Consider the following 24,601-nt stretch of genomic DNA (forward strand, 5'->3'; position numbering starts at 1 on the left):
TCCGTGTGCTTAGGACAAATTCGTTGACTTAATGTGCCCTTTGCTTTACTTCTGGAAGGCAGACGGACAAGACAAAGACAGACAGAAAAAAATCTAAATGCGTAAACTCAGCCTGAACACCACAATTATTATTACCACCACCATTACCACAGGTAACGGTGCGGGCTGACGCATACAGGAAAAACAAAGAAAAAAGCCCGCACCTAAACAGTGCGGGCTTTTTTTTCGGCAAAAATTCAGGAGAGCTTCAACTATGCGAGTGCTGAAATTCGGCGGAACCTCAGTAGCCAATGCGGATCGTTTTCTCCGCGTGGCGGACATTCTGGAAAGCAATGCACAACAGGGACAGGTTGCGACCGTACTCTCTGCACCAGCGAAAATTACCAATCATCTGGTGGCGATGATTGAGAAAACCATCAGCGGTCAGGACACGTTACCGAATATCAGCGATGCCGAACGTATTTTTGCCGACCTACTACAAGGCCTGCATGATGCACAGCCGGGCTTTGATTTCGATGGATTGAAAACCCGCGTGCAATTGGAGTTCGCGCAGCTGAAGCAAGTGCTGCACGGCATCAGCCTGCTGGGCCAATGTCCGGACGCCGTCAACGCTGCCATCATCTGCCGTGGCGAGAAGCTGTCGATTGCCATAATGGAAGCGCTGCTGCAGGCGCGCGGCCACAAGGTGACCGTTATCGATCCGGTGGAGAAACTGCTGGCGGTTGGTCATTACCTCGAATCCACCGTGGATATTGCCGAATCCACACGTCGCATCGCCGCCAGCCAGATCCCATCCGATCACTTTATCCTGATGGCCGGTTTCACCGCTGGCAATGAGAAGGGCGAATTAGTGGTGCTGGGCCGTAACGGTTCTGACTATTCTGCCGCCGTGTTGGCCGCTTGCCTGCGCGCAGACTGCTGTGAAATCTGGACTGACGTCGACGGCGTCTACACCTGCGATCCACGTCAGGTGCCTGATGCCCGCTTACTGAAATCGATGTCTTATCAGGAAGCGATGGAGCTCTCCTATTTCGGCGCCAAAGTACTGCATCCGCGCACCATCGCGCCTATCGCTCAGTTCCAGATTCCCTGCCTGATCAAAAACACCGCCAATCCGCAAGCGCCGGGCACCTTGATCGGTGGCGAAGGCGAGCTGGATGAAAATCCGGTGAAAGGCATCACCAACCTGAACAACATGGCGATGTTTAACGTTTCCGGCCCGGGTATGAAAGGCATGGTGGGCATGGCGGCGCGCGTGTTCGCGGCGATGTCCCGCACCGGCATTTCGGTGGTGTTGATCACCCAATCCTCTTCGGAATACAGCATCAGCTTCTGCGTACCGCAAAGCGATCAGGCGCGGGCGCGTCGCGTGCTGGAAGAGGAGTTCTATCTGGAGTTGAAAGATGGCTTACTCGATCCGCTGGACGTGCTGGAACAGCTGGCGGTGATCTCGGTGGTGGGCGATGGCATGCGCACGCTGCGCGGCATCTCGGCCAAATTCTTCTCGGCGCTGGCACGCGCCAATATCAATATCGTGGCGATTGCTCAGGGCTCATCTGAGCGTTCTATCTCGGTGGTGGTGAGCAACGATGAAGTCACCACCGGCGTGCGCGTGGTGCACCAGATGCTGTTCGCCACCGATCAGGTGATTGAAGTGTTTGTGGTGGGCGTTGGCGGTGTCGGTGCGGCGCTACTCGATCAGCTGCACCGTCAGCAAACGTGGCTGAAACAGAAGCATATCGATCTGCGCGTGTGCGGCATCGCTAACTCGCGTGCACTGTTAACCAACGTGCACGGTATCGATCTCAGCAACTGGAAGGCGGAACTGAGCGAAGCCAAAGAGCCGTTCAATCTCGGCCGCTTGATTCGTTTGGTGAAGGAGTATCACCTGCTGAATCCGGTGATCGTCGATTGTACCTCCAGCCAGGCGGTCGCCGATCAGTACGCGGATTTCCTCGCCGAAGGTTTCCATGTGGTTACGCCGAACAAAAAAGCCAATACCTCTTCATGGAATTACTACCAGCAGATGCGCGCTGCAGCGGCGAAATCGCGCCGTAAATTCCTGTATGACACCAACGTCGGTGCCGGTTTGCCGGTGATCGAAAACCTGCAAAACCTGATGAATGCCGGTGATGAGCTGATCAAGTTCTCCGGTATTCTCTCTGGCTCGCTCTCTTTCATCTTCGGCAAACTGGATGAAGGCGTTTCGTTGTCAGAAGCCACTAAAATGGCGCGTGAGATGGGCTTTACCGAACCGGATCCGCGTGACGATCTTTCCGGCACCGACGTGGCGCGTAAGCTGCTGATTCTGGCGCGCGAAGCCGGGCATCAGCTGGAACTCAGCGATATCGATATCGAACCACTGCTGCCCGCCAGCCTGACGGATATCGCCGACGTTGAACAATTCATGGAACGCCTGCCGGAGCTGGATAACGCCTTTGCGGCGCGCGTTGCCAAAGCGCGTGACGAAGGTAAAGTATTACGCTTCGTCGGCGCGATCGAAGAGGGCGGCGTCTGCAAAGTGAAGATTGATGCGGTGGACGGCAACGATCCGCTGTACAAAGTGAAGAACGGTGAGAACGCGCTGGCATTTTACAGCCGCTACTATCAGCCAATCCCGCTGGTTCTGCGTGGATATGGCGCCGGGAATGATGTCACAGCAGCGGGCGTGTTTGCTGACCTGCTGCGTACGCTGTCGTGGAAGTTGGGAGTTTGATGATGGTAAAAATTTATGCACCGGCCTCGATAGGTAACGTCAGCGTCGGCTTTGATGTGCTTGGCGCGGCGGTTTCGCCGGTGGATGGCACCTTGCTGGGCGACTGCGTATCCGTGGAAGCCGCCGACAGCTTTAGCCTGGTGAACTCCGGGCGCTTTGTCAGCAAACTGCCGAGCAATCCGCAGGAGAATATCGTTTATCAGTGCTGGGAGCGTTTTTGCCAGGCGATTGGTAAACAAGTTCCGGTGGCGATGACGCTGGAAAAAAATATGCCGATCGGTTCCGGCCTCGGTTCGAGCGCTTGCTCAGTGGTCGCCGGCTTGATGGCGATGAACGAATTCTGCGGCAAACCGTTGAATGATACTGAACTGCTGGCGCTGATGGGCGAGCTGGAAGGACGTATTTCCGGCAGCGTACACTTTGATAACGTCGCGCCATGCTTCCTGGGCGGCGTGCAGTTGATGATTGAAGAGAACGGCATTATTAGCCAGCACGTGCCGTGCTTTGACGAATGGCTGTGGGTGATGGCCTATCCGGGGATTAAAGTCTCCACCGCCGAAGCGCGCGCCATTCTGCCAGCACAATATCGCAAAGAGGATGCCATCAAGCATGGTCGTCTGCTGGCGGGCTTTATTCACGCCTGTCATACGCGTCAGCCTGGGCTTGCGGCTAAACTTATGCAGGATGTTATCGCTGAGCCGTATCGTACCAAACTGCTGCCGGGCTTCGCCGATGCGCGTAAAGCCGCACAGGATATTGGCGCACTGGCGTGCGGCATTTCGGGTTCTGGCCCGACACTTTTCGCCGTTTGCAACGAGATGGCAACGGCACAGCGGATGGCGGACTGGCTGAGCCAGCACTATCTGCAGAATGAAGAAGGTTTCGTCCACATCTGCCGTCTTGATACGGCTGGCGCACGTAAATTGGGATAACGCATGAAACTCTACAACCTTAAGGATCACAACGAGCAGGTCAGTTTTGCTCAGGCGGTTAAACAGGGCCTCGGCTCGCAGCAAGGGCTGTTTTTCCCGCTCGAACTGCCGGAATTCGAACTGACCGATATCGATGCCATGCTGGAGATGGATTTCGTCAGCCGCAGTAGCAAAATTCTGTCTGCCTATATTGGTGATGAAATTGCCGCGCATCAGCTGGCCGAGCGCGTGAAAAACGCCTTCGCTTTCCCGGCTCCGGTGGCGAAGGTTAGCGAGGATGTGGCTTGCCTTGAACTGTTCCACGGACCGACGCTGGCGTTCAAAGATTTCGGCGGCCGCTTTATGGCGCAGATGCTCTCGTATGTGAGCGGCGCGGATGAGCAGATCACCATTCTGACCGCGACTTCCGGTGATACCGGTGCCGCGGTAGCGCATGCGTTCTACGGCATGGAGAACGTGCGCGTGGTGATTCTCTATCCGCAGGGCAAAATCAGCCCGCTGCAGGAGAAACTGTTCTGTACGCTGGGCGGGAATATCGAAACCATCGCGGTTGAGGGCGATTTCGATGCCTGTCAGGCGCTGGTGAAACAGGCATTTGATGATGAAGAGCTGAAAAAGGCGATTGGCCTGAACTCGGCGAACTCGATCAACATCAGTCGCCTGCTGGCACAGATTTGCTACTACTTCGAAGCGGTGGCGCAACTGCCACAAGAGCAGCGCAATCAGCTGGTGGTTTCCGTACCAAGTGGAAACTTCGGTGACCTGACGGCGGGCCTGTTGGCGAAATCACTCGGTCTGCCGATCAAGCGTTTTATCGCTGCGACCAATGCCAATGACACGGTGCCGCGCTTCCTCGGCAACGGTGCATGGCAGCCAAACGCGACGGTGGCAACGCTGTCGAACGCGATGGATGTCAGCCAGCCGAACAACTGGCCGCGCGTGGAAGAGCTGTTCCGCCGCAAAACCTGGCGTTTAACCGATCTGGCTTACGGCGCGGTTTCAGATGAAACCACCCAATCCACCATGCGCGAGCTGGCGGAGATTGGCTACATCTCTGAACCGCATGCGGCAATTGCCTATCGTCTGCTGCGCGATAACCTGCAGGAGGGCGAATATGGCCTGTTCCTCGGGACTGCGCATCCGGCGAAGTTCAAAGAGAGCGTGGATGAGATTCTGGGCCAGGATCTGCCACTGCCGAAAGAGCTGGCCGAGCGCGCCGATTTGCCGCTGCTGTCACACAATCTGAAAGGCGATTTCGCTGAGCTGCGGGCGTTTTTGCTGAAGTAAATACTGGCTGGAGTTAGTGCGACTGAAGTTAGTGCTGGCTGTCCCCCATCCCGACCTTCCCCCGCAAGCGGGGGAAGGAGACGCTGCCACATGCAGCTTCCCAACTCACATATTGCAGCATCTTCCTCCCCCATTTATGGGGGAGGACCGAGGAGGGGGGCAGCGAGCACAATCCAGGGCAGCGCTTGCTAAACTATTTCTGCTCGCGGCGCTTAAACACCAGCTCGTTATCTTTGCTTTCTGCCGCATCAAAGAAGTAGCCATCCACATCGAATTTCTTCAACTGCGCTGGCTTGGTCAGGCGATTCTGAATCACATAGCGGCTCATCAAACCACGCGCTTTTTTGGCGTAGAAGCTGATGACTTTAAACTTGCCGTTCTTCTCATCGAGGAACACCGGCTTGATCAATTCGCCATTGAGTTTCTTCGGCTTAATGGCTTTGAAATACTCATCGGATGCCAGATTAATCAGCACTTCATCGCCTTGCTCAGCAATCGCCTCGTTGAGCTTCTCTGTCAGCAGATCGCCCCAGAAGCCGTAAAGGTCTTTCCCGGCCGGATTCGCCAGCTTAATCCCCATCTCCAGACGATAGGGCTGCATTAAATCGAGCGGACGCAGCAAGCCGTATAAGCCGGAAAGCATGCGCAAGTGCTGCTGGGCAAACTCAAAGTCGCCATCGCTAAAGGTTTCTGCCTGCAAACCGGTATACACATCGCCTTTAAAGGCCAGAATCGCCTGACGTGCGTTATCCAGCGAGAAGGGCGGCTGCCACTGGTTAAAACGCTCGGCATTCAGATGCGCCAGCTTGTCGCTGATGCTCATCAGTGAGCTGATTTGCGCTGGTGAAAGATCGCGCGCAACGTCAATTAATTGGTGTGATTTTTCTAACAGCGCCGGTTGGGTAAAGCGTTGGGTCGCCAGCGGGCTTTCATAGTCCAGTGTCTTCGCTGGCGAGATTACCATCAGCATCGTTTACGTCCTCGTTGACCCGCAGGTTTATCAGGGAATTGAAGGGAAAAATGTCGCAGGGAGTGTAGCAAAAAAGCCGCAGAGATCGGCAAATCACTGCCATTTGTTAGCGCTATCGTAAAGGGCACTTCGTGGTGTTGCGCCGTCACTTGCGCGTGATATTATCGCAACAGCCTTTTACACCCTGACAGTCAACCTAAGAGAAAGAGAACCATGACGGACAAACTTACTTCCTTGCGTCAGCTGACTACTGTGGTCGCCGACACCGGTGATATCGCGGCGATGAAACTGTATCAGCCGCAAGACGCTACCACGAACCCTTCTTTGATTCTCAACGCCGCTCAAATCCCTGAATACCGCAAACTGATTGACGAAGCCATTAGCTGGGCACGTCAGCAGAGCAGCAACAAAGAAGATCAGCTGGCGCTGGTTTCTGACAAGCTGGCCGTCAACATTGGTCTGGAAATTCTCAAATTGATCCCAGGTCGCATCTCGACTGAAGTCGATGCGCGCCTCTCTTACGACACTGAAGCGAGCATCGCTAAAGCGCGTAGCCTGATCAAACTGTACAACGATGCTGGCATCAGCAATGACCGTATCCTGATCAAGCTGGCCTCAACCTGGCAGGGCATTCGTGCAGCTGAGCAGCTGGAAAAAGAAGGCATTAACTGCAACCTGACGCTGCTGTTCTCCTTCGCACAGGCGCGTGCATGTGCGGAAGCGGGCGTGTTCCTGATCTCGCCATTCGTTGGCCGTATCCTCGACTGGTACAAGCAGAACACCGACAAGAAAGAGTACGCCGCACACGAAGATCCAGGCGTGGTGTCTGTGGCTGAAATCTACAACTACTACAAGCAGCACGGTTATGAAACCGTGGTAATGGGCGCGAGCTTCCGTAATGTCGGCGAAATCATTGAGCTGGCTGGCTGCGACCGTCTGACCATTTCTCCGGGCCTGCTGAAAGAGCTGGCTGAGAGCGAAGGTACCGTTGAGCGTAAACTGAGCTACAGCGGCGAAGTGAAAGCGCGTCCAGCGAAGATGACTGAAGCTGAGTTCTTCTGGCAGCACAACCAGGATCCAATGGCCGTGACCAAACTGGCTGAAGGTATCCGCAACTTTGCCATCGATCAGGGCAAACTTGAGAAGATGATCGCCGAACTGCTGTAAGGTGATGTGCCGTGGCGGCGACCTGCTGCCACGGTTTTACGTTTTTTCCTCACTTCTTGTATTATCCTTTTTACTTCTCACGTCATTTGCTGCCTTGCAGCCAACCACAGCGATAACTCTATGGATACTTTACGTATTGGCTTAATTTCTGTTTCCGATCGTGCTGCTAACGGCATCTATCAGGATCAGGGCATTCCGGCATTAGAAAGCTGGCTCACTGCCGCGCTGGCGACGCCGTTTGAAATTGAAACGCGTCTGGTGCCGGATGAGCAGCCGATGATTGAACAGGCGATCTGCGAGCTGGTCGATGAGCTGTTCTGTCATTTGGTACTCACCACCGGCGGCACCGGACCCGCGCGACGCGATGTCACGCCGGATGCCACGCTAGCCGTCGCCGATCGTGAAATGCCCGGGTTCGGCGAGCAGATGCGCCAAATTAGCCTGCAGTTTGTGCCAACGGCCATTTTGTCGCGTCAGGTTGGCGTGATTCGCAAGCAGTCGCTGATCCTGAATCTGCCGGGCCAGCCGAAATCGATTAAAGAGACGCTGGAAGGCGTGAAAGCGGAAGATGGAACGGTCAACGTGCCGGGGATTTTTGCCGCTGTACCTTATTGTTTACAGCTTCTGGAAGGGCCGTATGTTGAAACGCATGACGCAGTGGTAGCAGCTTTTCGTCCTAAAAGTGCCCGTCGTGAGACAAATAACTAAAAAACGGCGTTTTCAGGCATAAAATCCAGCGGCGCTGGTGTGGCAAAATATTGACGGTATAGTAATCCAATCTTTACATAACGTATGTTTAGCCTCTGGATACCGCTGGATTATGGATACGCACGCAACGCGTCGACTTAACGGACAGGATTACAAAACCCTGTCGCTGGCCGCCCTTGGCGGGGCGCTGGAATTCTACGACTTCATTATTTTCGTTTTCTTTGCCGCGGTGATTGGCGAACTGTTCTTTCCGCCCGACATTCCTGAATGGCTGCGGCAGGTGCAGACGTTCGCCATCTTTGCCGCCGGCTATCTGGCGCGCCCATTAGGCGGCATTATCATGGCGCACTTTGGTGACAAAGTGGGCCGCAAGAAGATGTTTAGCCTGAGTATTCTGTTGATGGCGCTGCCCACGCTGGCGATGGGTGCGCTGCCAACGTATGCCAGCATTGGCATTGCCGCGCCGCTGTTGATGCTGCTGATGCGTGTGCTGCAGGGGGCGGCCATCGGCGGTGAAGTACCCGGCGCGTGGGTGTTTGTTGCCGAACATGTTCCTGAGAAACGCATCGGTTTCGCCTGCGGCACGCTGACAGCCGGTTTAACTGCCGGCATTTTACTGGGTTCGCTGGTGGCAACAGTACTGAATACCACGCTTTCACCGGCTGCCATTCGCGATCACGGCTGGCGTATTCCGTTCTTCCTTGGCGGGATTTTTGGCCTGCTGGCGATGTATCTACGCCGCTGGCTGCACGAAACGCCGGTGTTCCAGCAGATGCAGCAGCGTAAAGCGCTGGCGGATAAAATGCCGCTGCAAACTATTCTGGCCAGCCACAAGCGCGGCATTGTGATTTCGATGCTGCTTACCTGGCTGCTGTCAGCCTGCATTGTGGTGGTGATTTTGATGGCGCCGACGCTGATGCAGAAACAGCACGGCATCCCCGCGGCGCTCAGCCTGCAAGCCAACAGTTTCGCCACCATTATGCTGCTGCTGGGCTGCGTTATCGCCGGATGGCTGGTGGATCGCTTCGGCGCTGCGCGGTCGCTGATGGTCGGTTCATTACTGCTGGCGATGGGTAGCTGGAATTTCTTCCATCAATTAGGTAGCACGCCCGAAATGCTGTTTGTTTGGTATGGCTTAGCGGGCTTGAGCGTCGGCGTGGTGGGTGTGGTGCCGTTTGTCATGGTGCGCGCGTTCCCGGCCGCGGTGCGTTTTACCGGCATCTCGTTCTCATACAACGTGGCTTACGCGATTTTTGGCGGACTCACGCCGATTAGCGTGACGCTGATGATGAGCCTGACGCCGATGGCACCCGCGTGGTATGTGCTGGCGCTGGCAGGCATTGGTTTCATGGTGGGGATTTGGCTGTGGCGCGATAGCCGTCAACAGCATGCGCAGTTGGATATGTCGCTGCACTCGTCATAATAAACAACGCGGAGCCAATAGGCTCCGCGTTGTTTTTCTTCTCTTGCCACATTTACTCGCCGATCGGTAGGACGTTACGGCCAAATTTCTCGTTCAGCACTTCGCCCATCGCCAGATAGAAGGCGCTCGATCCGCAAATGATGCCAATCCAGCCGGCAAAACGCAGCAAGCCCGCGTTGTCGGTCAAATGACCTATCGCCAGCAGGGCAAACAGCAGCGTCAGGCTGGCAAAGATGAACTGCAGCATTTTGGGTGACTTCAGCGTGCCGAAGAACAGGAATGCAGTGAAAATGCCCCATAGCGCGAGATAGGCACCGAGGAAGTGGCCATCGGCTGCGGACGCTAACCCAAGCTTTGGCAGCAGCAGAATTGCCACCAGCGTTAACCAAAAGCTGCCGTACGAAGTGAACGCGGTCAAACCAAAGGTATTGCCTTTTTTATACTCCAGCAGCCCGGCAAAGATCTGCGCGATGCCACCGTAAAAGATGCCCATTGCCAGGATGATCACATCCATAGCGAACAGGCCGGTGTTATGTAAGTTAAGCAGGATGGTGGTCATACCAAATCCCATCAGGCCCAACGGAGCGGGATTCGCCAGCGTGGTGTTGCTCATAATTCCTCAGAAGCAGCGTTTAAATGTTGTTAGTTTTTTTAGCCACGTAAGCCGCCGGGGCCGCGTGGCGCTGCATAATAAGCGGCCTGTTTTTGGCCAACTTTGATCTTAATCGACCAGAGAATGAAATTTTTTTTAGTTTTAACCCTTGATGCGCATCGAACCGGCCCCATTTACTTGTCATCGAGCGTTGTGAGGCAGCAAAAAAAGCCTGCTTCAGCAGTTGAAAGTGGTCAGTTTGACCGCATCTCTGTTTCACAACCCTAATTGGCAAAGAATTTAAGTGGGAGATGTTTAGATGGGTAAGATTATTGGTATTGACTTGGGTACAACCAACTCATGTGTTGCGGTTATGGATGGTGGTAAAGCGCGCGTGCTGGAAAACGCCGAAGGCGATCGCACCACGCCGTCGATCATTGCGTATGCACAGGATGGCGAAACTCTGGTTGGTCAACCGGCTAAACGTCAGTCTGTGACCAACCCGCAGAATACCCTGTTCGCGATTAAGCGCCTGATTGGCCGTCGCTTCCAGGACGAAGAAGTACAGCGTGATATTAAAATCATGCCTTACAAAATCATCGGCGCTGACAACGGCGACGCATGGCTGGATGTTAAAGGCCAGAAAATGGCACCGCCGCAGATCTCTGCTGAAGTGCTGAAAAAAATGAAGAAAACCGCGGAAGATTTCCTCGGTGAAGCAGTAACTGAAGCGGTTATTACCGTACCGGCTTACTTCAACGATGCGCAGCGTCAGGCAACCAAAGACGCCGGCCGTATCGCGGGTCTGGAAGTAAAACGTATCATCAACGAACCAACCGCAGCGGCACTGGCTTACGGTCTGGATAAAGGCCAGGGCAACCGCACCATCGCTGTTTACGACCTGGGCGGTGGTACTTTCGATATCTCAATCATTGAGATCGATGAAGTTGATGGCGAGAAAACCTTTGAAGTGTTGGCAACCAACGGTGATACCCACCTTGGTGGTGAAGACTTCGATAGCCGTCTGATTAACTATCTGGTGGCAGAGTTTAAGAAAGATCAGGGCATCGATCTGCACAACGATCCACTGGCAATGCAGCGTCTGAAAGAAGCCGCAGAGAAAGCCAAGATCGAGCTGTCTTCAGCGCAGCAGACCGACGTTAACCTGCCGTACATCACGGCGGATGCGACCGGTCCTAAGCACCTGAACATTAAAGTGACTCGTGCGAAGCTGGAATCACTGGTTGAAGATCTGGTTGCGCGCTCTATCGAGCCGCTGAAAGTCGCTCTGCAGGATGCCGGTCTGTCAGTTTCTGACATTAACGATGTCATCCTGGTAGGCGGTCAAACGCGTATGCCAATGGTTCAGGCCAAAGTCACTGAGTTCTTTGGTAAAGAGCCACGTAAAGACGTGAACCCGGATGAAGCGGTTGCTGTAGGTGCTGCGGTTCAGGGTGGCGTGTTGGCGGGTGAAGTAAAAGACGTTCTGCTGCTGGACGTGACCCCGCTGTCGCTGGGTATCGAAACCATGGGTGGCGTGATGACGTCGCTGATCAGCAAGAACACCACTATCCCAACCAAGCACAGCCAGGTGTTCTCGACGGCTGAAGACAATCAGTCTGCCGTGACCATTCACGTGCTGCAGGGTGAGCGTAAGCGTTCTGGTGATAACAAATCACTGGGCCAGTTCAACCTCGACGGTATTCAGTCTGCACCGCGCGGCATGCCGCAGATCGAAGTCACCTTCGATATCGATGCGGATGGTATCCTGCACGTGTCGGCGAAAGACAAAAACAGCGGTAAAGAGCAGAAGATCACCATCAAGGCTTCTTCTGGTCTGAACGAAGAAGAGATCGAAAAAATGGTGCGTGACGCGGAAGCTAACGCCGAGTCTGACCGTAAGTTCGAAGAGCTGGTTCAGACCCGTAACCAGGGCGATCAGATTTCGCACAGCACGCGTAAGCAGTTAGATGAAGCTGGCGACAAACTGTCTGCCGATGATAAAGCACCGATCGAAGCGGCATTGACTGAGCTGAACACGGCGCTGAAAGGCGAAGACAAAGCTGAAATCGAAGCCAAAATGCAGGCATTGATGGAAGTGTCCAGCAAACTGATGGAGCTGGCACAGCAGCAAGGTCAATCATCTGATGCAGGCGATGCGTCTGCACAGAAAGATGACGACGTTGTCGATGCTGAATTCGAAGAAGTTAAAGACAAAAAATAATTGCCCCTGACCGGGCGCGACGGCTGGCCTGACAGCCGTTGAAACCAGCACGGGCGTAGGAGATCTCTCCACGCCCGTGCGATCATGTTAAGGGCAGAACAAATATGGCTAAGAGTGATTTATACGAGATCTTAGGCGTCTCTAAATCCGCTGATGAGCGTGAAATCAAAAAGGCTTATAAGCGCCTGGCGATGAAATACCATCCGGACCGTAATCCGGACAATAAAGAAGCCGAAGCGAAATTTAAAGAAATCAAAGAAGCCTACGAAATTCTGACCGATGCGCAGAAGCGTGCAGCCTACGACCAATACGGTCATGCGGCCTTTGAACAAGGTGGTATGGGTGGCGGCGGTGGCTTCGGCGGCGGCGGTGCTGATTTCAGCGATATCTTTGGCGACGTATTTGGCGATATCTTTGGTGGTGGCCGCCGTCAGCGTGCCTCACGTGGCGCCGATTTACGCTACAACATGGAGCTAACGCTGGAAGAAGCGGTACGCGGCGTGACCAAAGAGATCCGCATTCCTACGCTGGAAGAGTGTGATGTTTGCCACGGCAGCGGCGCGAAAGCGGGAACCAAACCACAGACATGTCATACCTGTCATGGTGCGGGCCAGGTACAGATGCGTCAGGGCTTCTTCACAGTGCAGCAGGCGTGTCCAACCTGTCACGGTCGCGGTTCGGTGATCAAAGATCCGTGCAACGCCTGTCATGGTCACGGTCGCGTTGAGCGCAGTAAAACCCTGTCAGTGAAAATTCCTGCAGGCGTGGACACCGGCGATCGCATTCGTCTGAGCGGCGAAGGTGAAGCAGGCGAACACGGCGCACCGGCAGGCGATCTCTACGTTCAGGTGTCGGTGAAAAAACACCCGATCTTTGAGCGTGAAGATAACAACCTGTACTGCGAAGTGCCGATTAACTTCGCCATGGCTGCATTGGGTGGCGAGATAGAAGTGCCAACCCTGGATGGTCGCGTAAACCTGAAAGTGCCTTCTGAAACGCAAACCGGCAAACTGTTCCGCATGCGCGGCAAAGGCGTGAAATCGGTGCGTGGTGGCGCGGTGGGTGATTTGCTGTGTCGTGTGGTGGTGGAAACGCCTGTTAGCCTCAACGACAAGCAAAAAGCGCTGCTGCGTGAACTGGAAGAGAGCTTTGGCGGTGCTGGCGGTGAGAAAAATAGCCCGCGCTCTAAGAGCTTCTTTGACGGCGTAAAAAAATTCTTTGATGACCTAACCCGTTAAATTTGCCGGGCAGGGTTAAAAAGCGGAGAGGAAACTCTCCGCTTTTTTTATGTTTCGCCACTCACGCGTCACTCCTGATATATGCTCAATTTTGCCCATCACTTGATGTACGCCAAAAACGTCATCGCAAAGGCTCGGTATTATCGAGCATTAAACGAGACATAAGCTGCTTTTAACGAGGTGTTTGAATCGCTACACTTCTCAGCCAAATGTCTCTACTCAGGAGGAGTTGTGAACAAACCCCGTTCTATTCGAAGCTTACTTAAAAGCTTTATTGCCAGCGATGCCAGTAATGGCTTAGTGCTGATTCTGGCTGCCGTCGCGGCAATGATTTTGGCTAACAGCGCGGAGACCGCTCAAGGCTATCAAGCGTTTCTCGCGCAACCGGTACAGATTCGCTTTGGCGCATTAGATATCAGTAAAGACCTGCTGCTGTGGATCAACGATGCGATGATGGCGTTGTTCTTCCTGGTCATCGGTCTGGAAGTGAAACGTGAACTGATTACCGGCGAACTCGCTAGCCGCGATCGCGCCATTTTCCCGGTGATTGCTGCGCTCGGCGGTATGGTTGTGCCGGGGCTGATATTTTTTGCCTTGAATCATGGCGATCCTATCGCACGTAATGGCTGGGCGATCCCAACTGCTACCGATATCGCCTTCGCTTTAGGCGTATTGGCATTGTTAGGCAGCCGCGTACCGACCGCGCTGAAAGTTTTCCTGATGGCGCTGGCAATTATTGATGACCTCGGTGCCATCGTGATTATCGCGCTGTTTTACACCAGCGACCTGTCTGTGATGTCCTTGAGCGTGGCGGCGGGCGCAATTGTGTTGCTGGCGATTCTCAATCGCTGTGGTGTACGTAATATCGCAATCTATATGCTGGTCGGCATCGTGTTGTGGACTGCGGTGCTGAAATCTGGCGTACACGCCACACTGGCGGGCGTCGTTGTCGGCTTCTTCGTGCCGCTGGAGGAGAAGAACGGCCATTCACCGGCTGAGCATTTAGCGCATGGCTTGATGCCATGGGTAAACTGGCTGATTCTGCCGCTGTTCGCTTTTGCAAATGCGGGGATTTCGCTGAGCGGTATCACCTTTATGGATGCGCTGTCGCCAGAGCCGCTGGGTATCATTCTGGGCTTGCTGATAGGTAAACCACTGGGGATTACGCTGTTCTGCTGGTTGGCGGTGAAGTGGCGGCTGGCGGTACTGCCAGCGGGCACCACGATACGCGATATCATGGCGATTGGTGTGTTGTGCGGTATCGGCTTTACCATGTCGATCTTTATCAGCTCACTGGCCTTTGATGCTGCCCACGAGCAACTGGTGACCTTCTCCAAACTGGGCATTTTAAGCGGCTCACTGCTCTCGGCGGTAATTGGTTATACGCTGCTGCGGATTAAATTGCGTTAATAGAGGAAGGAGGCGAAAGCCTCCTTTTTTGCCAATGAATCAGCTCAACTTTAATCATCTCTACTATTTCTGGCAGGTGTGTAAAACCGGTTCGGTGGTGCGTGCAGCGGATGTGCTGTGCCTGGCGCCACAAACTGTCACCGGCCAAATTAAAGCACTGGAAGAGCAGCTCGGCGGGGTGTTGTTTCGTCGTCAGGGGCGCGGATTAGTGCCCAGTGAATTGGGGCAGCTGGTATTTCGTTATGCCGATCGTATGTTCATGCTGAGCCAGGAAATGCTCGATATCGTTAACTATCGCAAAGAGTCACATCTGCTGTTTGATGTCGGCGTGGCGGATGCGCTATCGAAGCAGTTAGTGAGTAAAGTGCTTGAGGCGGCGGTGGTGGCAGAAGAGAGAATTCATTTGCGCTGCTTTGAATCGACACACGAAATGCTGCTGGAGCAGCTTAGCCAACATAAGCTGGATATGATCCTCTCCGATTGTCCTATTGATTCTACCCAGCAGGAAGGGCTGTTTTCGGTGAAGCTGGGCGAGTGTCCAATCAGTTTCTGGTGCAACACGCCTGTACCGGCGCAGCCTTTTCCCGTCTGCCTCGAAGAGCGTCGCTTACTGATCCCCGGTCGTCGTTCGATGCTGGGGCGCAAATTGCTGAACTGGATTCACAGCCAGGGCTTGCAGGTCGAGATTCTGGGTGAGTTTGATGATGCGGCCTTAATGAAGGCGTTTGGCGCGCTTAACAACGCGATATTCGTGGCTCCCACGCTTTATGGCGACGGCATTTATCGTGATGATGCTATCAGGGAGATTGGTCGTTTGGATGCGGTGATGGAGGAGTATCACGTCATTTTTGCTGAAAGGATGATTCAGCATCCGGCCGTGCAACGTATTTGCAATCGCGATTTCAGCGCGCTATTTACCCGCGAATAACAGGCATAAAAAAACCGGCTAAGCGCCGGTTCTTTTTACAAAGCGATGAACAGACGGGCGATTAAGCCAGTTTGTTGATCTGTGCAGTCAGGTTTGCTTTATGACGTGCAGCTTTGTTTTTGTGGATCAGACCTTTAGCAGCCTGACGGTCCACGAGTGGTTGCATTTCGTTGAATGCGTTCTGCGCAGCAGCTTTGTCGCCTGTTGCGATAGCCGCGTATACTTTCTTGATGAAAGTACGCATCATTGAACGGTTGCTTGCGTTATGCTTGCGACGTTTCTCAGATGTTACGGCGCGTTTCTTAGCTGATTTGATATTAGCCAAGGTCCAACTCCCAAATGTGATCTATATGGACAAATCAAAGGCCGAGGACTATGCCTTTTGCGCCTTCTTATGTCAATGGATTTGTGCAAATAAGCGTCGTTTTAAAAACAACACTCGATTACGTAATTGATGGCGCAGGATTCTACCAGCAACGCGGCGTTGAATACAGTATTTCGCAGCAAAAATCTTCAGATCCTCGCTAAGCAACTGGCTACGCATGGAATAAGCCGCTCCAGAAGCAGGAAAGGCACGTATACGGGTTAACCTAAACGCCATTCAAGGGTATAATCCGCCGATTTCCACCGGTTTGAGTCAGCCATGAAGTTTATCCGCGGTATTTACAATCTGAAAGAGCAGCATCGCGGCTGCGTCCTGACCATAGGCAATTTTGACGGCGTACATCGCGGCCACCAGGCTTTGATGGCGGAGCTGATTGCCGAAGGACGTCAACGCAATCTGCCGGTGGTGGTGATGCTGTTCGAGCCACAACCGCTTGAACTGTTTGCCGGCGATAAAGCCCCGGCGCGCCTTACACGTTTGCGTGAAAAGCTGAAATACCTTGAGCAAGCCGGTGTTGATGCGGTGTTGTGCGTGCGTTTTGATCGCCGCTTCGCCGCGCATTCGGCGCAGAGTTTTATTGCTGAATTGCTGGTGGACAAGTTGAACGTGAAGTTCCTTGCCGTGGGCGATGATTTCCGCTTTGGCGCTGGTCGCCAGGGGGATTTCCTGCTATTACAGAAAGCCGGTGCGGAGTATGGCTTCGAGGTCATCAGCACCCAGACTTACTGTGACAGCGGCAAGCGCATCAGCAGCACGGCGGTACGTCAGGCGCTGGCGCAGGATGATTTCGCGCAAGCCGAAGCGCTGCTGGGCCATCCGTTCAGCATCTCAGGTCGCGTCGTGCACGGTGATGCACTGGGGCGCACCATCGGTTTTCCTACTGCTAACCTCCCTTTACGTCGTACCGTTACGCCGGTTAAAGGCGTGTTTGCGGTTGAAGTTTTGGGCCTTGGTGAGCAGCCGCTGCCGGGCGTGGCCAACATTGGTACGCGTCCTACGGTAAAAGGTTTACGTCAGCAGCTTGAAGTTCACCTGCTCGACACAAATATGAATCTCTATGGACGCCACATTGACGTGGTATTGAAACAGAAGATTCGCGATGAACAGCGTTTCGCTTCGCTGGACGCGTTGAAAGAACAAATTGCGAAAGATGTGGTGACGGCCCGCCAATTCTTTGGGCTAAAAACACCGGTTTAATGACCGAAATACGGAATCGAGAATCTGATGAGTGACTATAAATCTACCCTGAATTTGCCGGAAACGGGGTTCCCGATGCGTGGCGATCTGGCCAAGCGCGAACCGGGAATGCTGCAACGTTGGTATGATGACAACCTGTACGGCATCATCCGCGAAGCCAAAAAAGGGAAAAAAACCTTTATTTTGCATGATGGCCCTCCCTATGCGAACGGCAGCATTCATATCGGTCACTCAGTTAACAAGATTCTGAAAGACATTATCGTTAAGTCGAAAGGCATGGCGGGCTATGACTCGCCGTACGTTCCAGGCTGGGACTGCCACGGCTTGCCGATTGAACACAAAGTTGAGCAGATGATTGGCAAGCCGGGCGAGAAGGTGAGCGCGGCTGAATTTCGTGCAGCTTGCCGTCAATATGCGGCTGAACAGGTTGAAGGTCAGAAAAATGACTTCATCCGTCTCGGCGTATTAGGCGACTGGGATCGTCCTTACCTGACGATGAATTTCCAGACAGAAGCCAACATCATCCGCGCACTGGGTAAAATCATCGGCAACGGCCATCTGCACAAAGGCGCTAAGCCGGTGCACTGGTGTATGGATTGCCGCTCAGCGCTGGCCGAAGCGGAAGTCGAGTACTACGACAAAACCTCACCCTCCATCGACGTGATGTTCAATGCCGTTGATGCTGACGCAGTACGCGCTAAGTTTGGCGTCACCGCTTCAGAAGGCCCGGTTTCTCTGGTTATCTGGACCACCACGCCGTGGACCATGCCGGCCAACCGCGGGATCTCGCTGCATCCGGAATTTGAATACCAGCTGCTGCAGATTGAAGGTCGCAGCCTGATCCTCGCTAAAGAGATGGTTGAGAGCGTGATGAAGCGCGCGGGCATCAGCGACTGGACAGTGCTGGGCGAATGCAACGGCGCTGCGCTGGAGCTGCAGCTGTTCCAGCATCCGTTCCTTGAGCAGATCCAATCTAAAGTGGTTCTGGGTGAGCACGTTACGCTGGAAGCCGGTACCGGTGCGGTACACACCGCGCCAGGCCACGGCCCGGATGACTATGTCATCGGTCAGAAATATGGTCTGGAAACCGCCAATCCGGTTGGTCCGGACGGCGCCTATCTGCCAGGCACTTATCCAACGCTGGATGGTGTGAACGTCTTTAAAGCTAACGACATGATCGTTGAGCTGCTAAAAGAGAAAGGTGCGCTGCTGCACGTTGAAAAACTGCTGCATAGCTATCCACACTGCTGGCGTCACAAAACGCCGATCATCTTCCGTGCCACGCCGCAATGGTTTATCAGCATGGATCAGAAAGGTCTGCGTGCGCAGTCGCTGAAAGAGATCAAAGGCGTGCAGTGGATCCCGGATTGGGGCCAGGCGCGTATCGAAGCGATGGTCGCTAACCGTCCAGACTGGTGTATCTCACGTCAGCGTACGTGGGGCGTGCCGATGGCGCTGTTCGTGCATAAAGAGAGCGAGCAGTTGCATCCAGATACGCTGGAGCTGATGGAAAAAGTCGCCAAACGGGTTGAGCAGGACGGCATCCAGGCGTGGTGGGATCTCGACCCGCGCGACCTGATGGGCGACGACGCTGACCACTACGTTAAAGTGCCAGACACCTTAGACGTCTGGTTCGACTCCGGATCAACCAGCTACGCGGTCGTTGATGCGCGTGCAGAGTTTGGTGGTCACACGCCAGATATGTATCTGGAAGGTTCGGATCAGCATCGCGGCTGGTTCATGTCTTCTCTGATGATCTCTACGGCGATGAAAGGCAAAGCGCCTTATCGTCAGGTACTGACGCACGGCTTCACCGTCGATGGTCAGGGCCGCAAAATGTCGAAATCTATCGGCAACACCGTGGCACCGCAGGACGTGATGGATAAGCTGGGCGCGGACATTCTGCGTCTGTGGGTCGCCTCAACCGATTACTCCGGTGAGATGGCGGTATCCGACGAAATCCTCAAACGTGCCGCAGACAGCTATCGTCGTATCCGTAACACCGCGCGTTTCCTGCTGGCTAACCTTGCTGGCTTCAACCCGGCGACCGATTGCGTTAATCCGGAAGAGATGGTGGTGGTGGATCGCTGGGCGGTCGGCCGCGCGCTGGCAGCGCAACAGGATATCGTGCAGTCCTACGAGAACTATGATTTCCATGAAGTGGTGCAGCGCCTGATGCACTTCTGCTCCATTGAAATGGGCTCGTTCTATCTTGATGTGATCAAAGATCGTCAGTACACCGCGAAAGGTGACAGCCTGGCGCGTCGCAGCTGCCAAACCGCACTGTGGCACATCGTTGAAGCGCTGGTGCGCTGGATGGCGCCAATCATGTCCTTCACCGCTGACGAAATCTGGGGCTATCTGCCGGGCGAGCGTGCGAAATACGTGTTCACCGAAGAGTGGTACCAGGGTCTGTTTGGTCTGGCGGAGAACGAAGCGCTGAACGACGCTTATTGGGATGACCTGCTGAAAGTTCGCGGCGAAGTGAACAAGGTCATTGAGCAAGCGCGTAGTGATAAACGCATCGGTGGTGCGCTGGAAGCCACGGTCACGCTTTACGCAGATGCCGAGCTGGCAGCCAAGCTGCAGGCGCTGGGCGATGAGCTGCGTTTTGTGCTGCTAACCTCAGGTGCGACAGTAGCGGATTACGCCACGGCCAGCGATGAAGCGCAGCAGAGCGAGCTGTTAAAAGGTCTGAAAATTGCGCTGCACAAAGCAGAAGGCGAGAAATGTCCGCGCTGCTGGCATTACACTACTGACGTTGGCCAGAATCCGGAGCATGCTGCGGTGTGCGGTCGTTGCTACACCAACGTCGCCGGCAATGGCGAACAGCGGAAATTTGCCTGATGAGTAAAGCGCTCTCTTCGACTGGTTTGCGCTGGCTGTGGCTGGTGCTGGTGGTGATCGCCATCGATTTTGGCAGCAAGATGTGGATCATCAACAACATGATGCTGCATGAAACGCAGCCGCTGATGCCGTTCCTGAACCTGTTCTACGCGCACAACTATGGCGCGGCGTTCAGTTTCCTGGCCGACAAAGGAGGCTGGCAGCGCTGGTTCTTTGCCGGTATCGCCGTTGCTATCGTGGTGGCGCTGCTGGTGATGATGTATCGCAATGCGGCCACGAACAAATTAACCAATATTGCCTACGCGCTGATTATTGGCGGGGCGTTAGGTAACCTGTTTGACCGTTCATATCACGGCTTTGTGGTCGATTTTATCGACTTCTATGTCGGAGACTGGCACTTCGCGACCTTTAACATCGCTGACTGTGCCATCTGCATCGGCGCGGCGCTGGTGGTGCTGGAAGGTTTTCTCAGCCCGAACGGCAAACCGGCTAAGGAATAAAAGATGACAGACTTAGTTCAGCGCGATAGCGCGTTGCTGGTGCATTTCACGCTGAAGCTGGAAGATGGTTCGACAGCTGAATCCACGCGCGCCAACGGCAAACCTGCGCTGTTCCGTCTGGGCGATGGTAGCCTGTCGGGCGCGCTGGAACAGCAGCTGATCGGGCGTAAAGTGGGCGATAAGCACGCGTTTACGCTGGAACCGGAAGATGCGTTTGGTGGCACCAGTCCGGATCTGGTTCAGTACTTCTCGCGCCGTGACTTTAACGATGCGGGCGAGCCGGAAGTGGGTGCCATCATGCTGTTTAGCGGTCGAGGCGGCAGCGAAATGCCGGGTGTGATTCGTGAAGTTTCCGGCGACTCGATCACCGTGGATTTCAACCATCCGCTAGCGGGTCAACGCATTCAGTTCGACATTGAAGTGCTGGAGATTGATCCGGTGCTGGAGGGCAACGATGCAAATCCTGTTAGCTAACCCGCGCGGTTTCTGCGCAGGCGTCGATCGCGCCATCAGCATCGTTGAGCGCGCGCTGGAGATGTATGGCGCGCCCATCTATGTGCGCCACGAAGTGGTGCATAACCGCTACGTGGTGAGCAGCCTGCGCGAGCGCGGCGCCATCTTCATTGAAGAGATCGCCGAAGTGCCAGACAACGCGATTTTGATCTTCTCGGCGCACGGTGTCTCACAAGCGGTTCGCGCCGAAGCCAAAGCACGTAATCTCACCATGTTGTTCGATGCCACCTGTCCGCTGGTGACCAAAGTGCATATGGAAGTCGCGCGCGCCAGCCGCAAAGGTGTCGAAGCGATCCTCATTGGTCACGCGGGCCATCCCGAAGTGGAAGGCACCATGGGCCAATACAGTAATCCGAACGGTGGCATGTATCTGGTGGAATCACCGGAAGATGTGTTTAAGCTGAACGTGAAAGATGAGCGCAATCTATGCTTTATGACGCAGACTACGCTCTCCGTCGATGATACCTCGGACGTGATTGATGCTTTGCGTCAGCGCTTCCCGGCAATTATCGGTCCACGCAAAGATGACATCTGCTATGCCACCACTAACCGTCAGGAAGCGGTACGCGTGTTGGCGCGTGATGCTGAAGTGGTGCTGGTGGTGGGGTCGAAAAACTCCTCTAACTCTAATCGCCTGGCGGAACTGGCGCAGCGTGCTGGCAAGCTGGCGAAGCTGATTGATTCAGCGGATGACATCCAGGAAGAGTGGGTCAAAGATAAGCAGATCATCGGCGTCACCGCGGGAGCATCAGCGCCGGATATTCTGGTGCAGCAGGTAATCCAGCGTTTGCGTGAGCTCGGCGGAGAAGCAGCCATTGAGCTGATTGGTCGCGAAGAGAACATCGTGTTTGAAGTACCGAAAGAGCTGCGCGTCGACGTACGCAACGTGCAGTAAGCGCTTCGCGCCACAGTAAAAATCAGGCCGACATTGTTCGGCCTTTTCTTTGTCTGTCGCCACCTAAAATCCCACTTCCAGCATGCGGGATTGCTTTTACTGATAATGTTTCGCGGCTGGCATAAAATTCTTATTATCCCTTTATTATTGTGGCGTGACGGTTATCGGACCGTTAACCTGTTTACGCTTTATATGCATAGATTTGTATCAGGAATGAATAATTATGAGTGAAATCCGCATTGCTATCGTTGGTGCGCCGGGTCGCATGGGACGCAATTTGATTCAGGCCGTTCAGCAGGCGGAAGGTGTCGTGCTCGGTGCCGCATTGGCGCGCAGCGGTTCCTCGCTGTTGGGTGTTGATGCGGGGGAGTTGGCGGGCGTCGGCAAAACCGGCGTGATCGTCACCGACGATCTGCATCAGGTGAGCAATGATTTCGATGTCTTAATCGACTTCACCCGCCCGGAAGGCACGCTGGAGTATCTGGCGTTTTGCCGCCAGCACAAAAAGGCGATGGTGATCGGTACCACCGGTTTTGATGAGGCGGGTAAAGCAGCGATTCGCGCGGCTGCGCAAGAGATTGGTATCGTGTTTGCCGCCAACTTCAGTGTTGGCGTCAATCTGGTGCTAAACCTGCTGCAGCAGGCAGCGAAAGTGATGGGTGACTACGCAGATATTGAAATTGTAGAAGCGCATCACCGTCATAAAGTTGATGCACCATCAGGTACCGCGCTGGCAATGGGCGAAGCCATTGCCGATGCCATGAACTGGAAGCTGGACGAGCATGCGGTGTATGCCCGTGAAGGCCATACCGGTGAGCGTAAAGCACAAACCATCGGTTTCGCTACGGTGCGCGCCGGCGATATCGTGGGCGAACATACTGCGATGTTTGCGGATATCGGCGAGCGCGTAGAGATTACCCACAAGGCTTCCAGCCGCATGACCTTCGCAAATGGCGCGGTTAAGGCTGCAAGCTGGCTTAAGAACAACAAATCTGGCCTTTATGACATGCGTGACGTGCTGGATTTATCGATGTTGTGAGTGTTGTGAACCATCGTGATGTGGTTATTTCAATCGGTAAGACCTTGATTGACGAGGGCAATGTTTTCATTGCCCTTTATTTTATCTATAAATAACCATCTTGTTGTGTATTTATCATGAAGTCTTTATTTATCGTGGCTTTTGGTTATTTATCAGCCTGCTTAAGGCTGTTTTTGACCATTTGGTCAAAAATTTATGCGTGCTAGCACCATTTTGTGATTATTGCCGCCAGGCAACCGATTATTTTTCCGAGTTATCACGCTCTTTTGTCGCCTTTCCCCGTTTTTAACATTCAGTTGCCCGAAATATACAAAAAAATAGCCACGTGGTGTAGACAAGCTGCGGGTCGATCATTAGAATGCGCGCAATTTGCCAAAATTCGAGTACTCAGGCGGGTTTTGCATTGATTCTGGCACTGCTTTTGAATTAATATGCAAATATTGTGACTGTTTATTCCCTGGAGGATGTTTTGATTAAGTCAGCGCTCTTGGTTCTGGAAGACGGAACCCAATTCCACGGTCGGGCCATCGGGGCAACGGGGTCGGCAGTGGGAGAAGTTGTTTTCAACACTTCAATGACCGGTTATCAAGAAATCCTCACTGATCCTTCCTATTCCCGCCAAATCGTTACCCTCACTTATCCCCATATCGGCAATGTTGGCGTTAACGCCGCCGATGAAGAATCCAGCCAAATCCATGCTCAAGGCCTCGTTATTCGCGATCTGCCGCTGATTACCAGCAACTTCCGCAGTGAAGAGAGTCTGTCAGCTTACCTGCAGCGCAATAACATCGTCGGTATCGCCGATATCGACACGCGCAAACTGACCCGTTTGCTGCGTGAGAAAGGTGCTCAGAGTGGCTGCATTATTGCGGGCGATAATCCGGATGCCGCACTGGCGCTACAGAAAGCGCAGGCGTTCCCGGGCTTGAAAGGGATGGATCTGGCGAAAGAAGTCACCACCGCAGAGACCTACGCATGGCAGCAGGGCAGTTGGACGCTGGAAGGCGACCTGCCGGAGCAGAAAAGCGCGGAAGCGCTGCCGTTCCACGTGGTGGCCTATGATTACGGCGCTAAGCGCAATATCCTGCGCATGCTGGTGGATCGCGGCTGCCGCCTGACGGTGGTACCGGCACAAACCCCGGCAGACGAGGTGCTGGCACTTAATCCAGACGGTATTTTCCTGTCGAATGGCCCTGGCGATCCTGAGCCGTGCGACTATGCCATTAACGCGATTCAGGCGTTCCTGAACACGGACATTCCAGTGTTCGGCATCTGCCTCGGCCATCAGTTATTAGCGCTGGCGAGCGGTGCTAAAACCATCAAGATGAAGCTCGGCCACCACGGCGGCAACCACCCGGTGAAAGATCTCGATAACAATACCGTGATGATTACCGCGCAGAACCACGGTTTTGCGGTTGATGACAGCCAGTTGCCAGCGAATCTGCGCGTGACGCATGTGTCGCTGTTCGACAAAACCGTGCAGGGCATTCATCGCACCGACAAACCGGCCTTCAGCTTCCAGGGACATCCGGAAGCGAGCCCAGGCCCGCACGACGCGGCGCCGCTGTTCGATCACTTTATCGAACTGATCGAAGCTTACCGTTCTAACGCGAAGTAATCAGGAGCCCAC

At 54.2% G+C, this 24,601-nt stretch carries 21 protein-coding genes and 1 other annotated feature; of the genes, 18 read left to right on the forward strand and 3 right to left on the reverse strand.

Annotation, left to right across the window (positions count from 1 at the left end; all coding sequences use genetic code 11):
• Positions 1–97 precede the first annotated feature (97 nt).
• The 4 genes from thrL (at position 98) to thrC (ending at position 4,935) form a co-directional block, all read left to right on the forward strand.
• Complete coding sequence (thrL, locus tag PMI17_RS25820; RefSeq protein ID WP_071531027.1) at positions 98–169, forward strand: thr operon leader peptide; 72 nt, start codon at positions 98–100, stop codon at positions 167–169.
• Positions 105–227, forward strand: a sequence feature (Thr leader region). It overlaps the preceding gene by 65 nt.
• 26 nt (positions 228–253) lie before the next feature.
• Positions 254–2,716, forward strand: coding sequence for a bifunctional aspartate kinase/homoserine dehydrogenase I (gene thrA / locus PMI17_RS00340; RefSeq protein ID WP_007884936.1), 2,463 nt, complete (start codon positions 254–256; stop codon positions 2,714–2,716).
• A 2-nt stretch (positions 2,717–2,718) separates the two neighbouring features.
• The gene (gene thrB / locus PMI17_RS00345) at positions 2,719–3,648 is read left to right on the forward strand and encodes a homoserine kinase (RefSeq protein WP_007884937.1); all 930 of its coding nucleotides are present in this window, start codon (positions 2,719–2,721) and stop codon (positions 3,646–3,648) included.
• Positions 3,649–3,651: 3 nt separating this feature from the next.
• The gene (gene thrC, locus PMI17_RS00350; protein WP_007884938.1) at positions 3,652–4,935 is read left to right on the forward strand and encodes a threonine synthase; all 1,284 of its coding nucleotides are present in this window, start codon (positions 3,652–3,654) and stop codon (positions 4,933–4,935) included.
• A gap of 193 nt (positions 4,936–5,128) precedes the next feature.
• Here thrC and yaaA read toward each other — a convergent pair whose 3' ends face one another.
• Entirely contained in the window at positions 5,129–5,905 is a 777-nt protein-coding gene (gene yaaA / locus PMI17_RS00355) for a peroxide stress protein YaaA (RefSeq protein WP_007884939.1), read from the reverse strand.
• Between the two features lie 213 nt (positions 5,906–6,118).
• Between yaaA and tal the strand changes: the two genes are divergently transcribed.
• The 3 genes from tal (at position 6,119) to PMI17_RS00370 (ending at position 9,203) form a co-directional block, all read left to right on the forward strand.
• The gene (gene tal, locus PMI17_RS00360; protein ID WP_007884940.1) at positions 6,119–7,072 is read left to right on the forward strand and encodes a transaldolase; all 954 of its coding nucleotides are present in this window, start codon (positions 6,119–6,121) and stop codon (positions 7,070–7,072) included.
• Between the two features lie 120 nt (positions 7,073–7,192).
• Positions 7,193–7,780: a molybdopterin adenylyltransferase gene (gene mog, locus PMI17_RS00365; protein WP_007884941.1), complete on the forward strand. Its 588-nt coding sequence runs from the start codon at positions 7,193–7,195 to the stop codon at positions 7,778–7,780.
• Between the two features lie 112 nt (positions 7,781–7,892).
• Positions 7,893–9,203 (forward strand): MFS transporter, encoded by a 1,311-nt coding sequence (locus PMI17_RS00370; RefSeq protein ID WP_007884944.1) that lies wholly within the window; start codon positions 7,893–7,895, stop codon positions 9,201–9,203.
• 52 nt (positions 9,204–9,255) lie between these two features.
• Here the strand turns inward: PMI17_RS00370 and satP are convergent, their stop codons facing one another.
• Positions 9,256–9,816 (reverse strand): acetate uptake transporter, encoded by a 561-nt coding sequence (satP, locus tag PMI17_RS00375; protein WP_007884947.1) that lies wholly within the window; start codon positions 9,814–9,816, stop codon positions 9,256–9,258.
• Positions 9,817–10,114: 298 nt separating this feature from the next.
• Here satP and dnaK point away from each other — a divergent pair, with 298 nt between their 5' ends.
• From dnaK to nhaR, 4 genes are all read left to right on the forward strand, one after another.
• Positions 10,115–12,019: a molecular chaperone DnaK gene (gene dnaK, locus PMI17_RS00380; RefSeq protein ID WP_007884948.1), complete on the forward strand. Its 1,905-nt coding sequence runs from the start codon at positions 10,115–10,117 to the stop codon at positions 12,017–12,019.
• Between the two features lie 104 nt (positions 12,020–12,123).
• Positions 12,124–13,257 carry a molecular chaperone DnaJ gene (gene dnaJ / locus PMI17_RS00385; RefSeq protein WP_007884949.1) on the forward strand — a complete coding sequence of 378 codons (1,134 nt, stop codon included), beginning with the start codon at positions 12,124–12,126 and terminating at the stop codon, positions 13,255–13,257.
• A 231-nt stretch (positions 13,258–13,488) separates the two neighbouring features.
• On the forward strand, positions 13,489–14,667 hold the full coding sequence (gene nhaA / locus PMI17_RS00390) for a Na+/H+ antiporter NhaA (RefSeq protein ID WP_007884950.1): 1,179 nt from the start codon (positions 13,489–13,491) through the stop codon (positions 14,665–14,667).
• A 34-nt stretch (positions 14,668–14,701) separates the two neighbouring features.
• Complete coding sequence (gene nhaR / locus PMI17_RS00395) at positions 14,702–15,595, forward strand: transcriptional activator NhaR (RefSeq protein WP_007884951.1); 894 nt, start codon at positions 14,702–14,704, stop codon at positions 15,593–15,595.
• A gap of 61 nt (positions 15,596–15,656) precedes the next feature.
• Here nhaR and rpsT read toward each other — a convergent pair whose 3' ends face one another.
• On the reverse strand, positions 15,657–15,920 hold the full coding sequence (gene rpsT, locus PMI17_RS00400) for a 30S ribosomal protein S20 (protein WP_036619798.1): 264 nt from the start codon (positions 15,918–15,920) through the stop codon (positions 15,657–15,659).
• A gap of 318 nt (positions 15,921–16,238) precedes the next feature.
• On the opposite strand from rpsT, the gene ribF reads away from it, so the two are divergent.
• From ribF to carA, 7 genes are all read left to right on the forward strand, one after another.
• Entirely contained in the window at positions 16,239–17,177 is a 939-nt protein-coding gene (gene ribF, locus PMI17_RS00405) for a bifunctional riboflavin kinase/FAD synthetase (protein WP_007884953.1), read from the forward strand.
• A gap of 27 nt (positions 17,178–17,204) precedes the next feature.
• Positions 17,205–20,024, forward strand: a complete 2,820-nt coding sequence (gene ileS / locus PMI17_RS00410) for an isoleucine--tRNA ligase (RefSeq protein WP_007884954.1) — start codon at positions 17,205–17,207, stop codon at positions 20,022–20,024.
• Positions 20,024–20,524, forward strand: coding sequence for a signal peptidase II (gene lspA, locus PMI17_RS00415; protein ID WP_007884955.1), 501 nt, complete (start codon positions 20,024–20,026; stop codon positions 20,522–20,524). The genes ileS and lspA overlap by 1 nt, the downstream gene beginning before the upstream one ends.
• Positions 20,525–20,527: 3 nt before the next feature.
• The gene (gene fkpB / locus PMI17_RS00420) at positions 20,528–20,998 is read left to right on the forward strand and encodes an FKBP-type peptidyl-prolyl cis-trans isomerase (RefSeq protein ID WP_007884956.1); all 471 of its coding nucleotides are present in this window, start codon (positions 20,528–20,530) and stop codon (positions 20,996–20,998) included.
• On the forward strand, positions 20,979–21,932 hold the full coding sequence (gene ispH / locus PMI17_RS00425) for a 4-hydroxy-3-methylbut-2-enyl diphosphate reductase (RefSeq protein WP_007884958.1): 954 nt from the start codon (positions 20,979–20,981) through the stop codon (positions 21,930–21,932). Before fkpB ends, ispH begins: the two co-directional genes overlap by 20 nt.
• A 223-nt stretch (positions 21,933–22,155) precedes the next feature.
• A complete protein-coding gene (gene dapB, locus PMI17_RS00430; protein WP_007884960.1) occupies positions 22,156–22,971 on the forward strand; it encodes a 4-hydroxy-tetrahydrodipicolinate reductase in 816 nt (271 codons plus the stop codon).
• A 469-nt stretch (positions 22,972–23,440) separates the two neighbouring features.
• Positions 23,441–24,589 (forward strand): glutamine-hydrolyzing carbamoyl-phosphate synthase small subunit, encoded by a 1,149-nt coding sequence (gene carA, locus PMI17_RS00435; RefSeq protein WP_007884962.1) that lies wholly within the window; start codon positions 23,441–23,443, stop codon positions 24,587–24,589.
• Positions 24,590–24,601 lie beyond the last annotated feature (12 nt).

Origin of the sequence: Pantoea sp. GM01 (assembly GCF_000282675.1) — a bacterium.
In the GTDB taxonomy this organism is placed as follows: Bacteria; Pseudomonadota; Gammaproteobacteria; order Enterobacterales; family Enterobacteriaceae; genus Pantoea; species Pantoea nemavictus.

Excerpts from the sequence above, each read along its gene's own strand:
- lspA (WP_007884955.1), top strand. The coding sequence starts at position 20,024 with ATGAGTAAAGCGCTCTCTTCGACTGGTTTGCGCTGGCTGTGGCTGGTG.
- nhaR (WP_007884951.1), top strand. The coding sequence starts at position 14,702 with ATGAATCAGCTCAACTTTAATCATCTCTACTATTTCTGGCAGGTGTGT.
- thrB (WP_007884937.1), top strand. The coding sequence starts at position 2,719 with ATGGTAAAAATTTATGCACCGGCCTCGATAGGTAACGTCAGCGTCGGC.
- thrC (WP_007884938.1), top strand. The coding sequence starts at position 3,652 with ATGAAACTCTACAACCTTAAGGATCACAACGAGCAGGTCAGTTTTGCT.
- dnaK (WP_007884948.1), top strand. The coding sequence starts at position 10,115 with ATGGGTAAGATTATTGGTATTGACTTGGGTACAACCAACTCATGTGTT.
- tal (WP_007884940.1), top strand. The coding sequence starts at position 6,119 with ATGACGGACAAACTTACTTCCTTGCGTCAGCTGACTACTGTGGTCGCC.
- thrA (WP_007884936.1), top strand. The coding sequence starts at position 254 with ATGCGAGTGCTGAAATTCGGCGGAACCTCAGTAGCCAATGCGGATCGT.
- ileS (WP_007884954.1), top strand. The coding sequence starts at position 17,205 with ATGAGTGACTATAAATCTACCCTGAATTTGCCGGAAACGGGGTTCCCG.
- yaaA (WP_007884939.1), bottom strand. The coding sequence starts at position 5,905 with ATGCTGATGGTAATCTCGCCAGCGAAGACACTGGACTATGAAAGCCCG.
- fkpB (WP_007884956.1), top strand. The coding sequence starts at position 20,528 with ATGACAGACTTAGTTCAGCGCGATAGCGCGTTGCTGGTGCATTTCACG.
- mog (WP_007884941.1), top strand. The coding sequence starts at position 7,193 with ATGGATACTTTACGTATTGGCTTAATTTCTGTTTCCGATCGTGCTGCT.
- PMI17_RS00370 (WP_007884944.1), top strand. The coding sequence starts at position 7,893 with ATGGATACGCACGCAACGCGTCGACTTAACGGACAGGATTACAAAACC.
- ribF (WP_007884953.1), top strand. The coding sequence starts at position 16,239 with ATGAAGTTTATCCGCGGTATTTACAATCTGAAAGAGCAGCATCGCGGC.
- ispH (WP_007884958.1), top strand. The coding sequence starts at position 20,979 with ATGCAAATCCTGTTAGCTAACCCGCGCGGTTTCTGCGCAGGCGTCGAT.
- dapB (WP_007884960.1), top strand. The coding sequence starts at position 22,156 with ATGAGTGAAATCCGCATTGCTATCGTTGGTGCGCCGGGTCGCATGGGA.
- dnaJ (WP_007884949.1), top strand. The coding sequence starts at position 12,124 with ATGGCTAAGAGTGATTTATACGAGATCTTAGGCGTCTCTAAATCCGCT.
- satP (WP_007884947.1), bottom strand. The coding sequence starts at position 9,816 with ATGAGCAACACCACGCTGGCGAATCCCGCTCCGTTGGGCCTGATGGGA.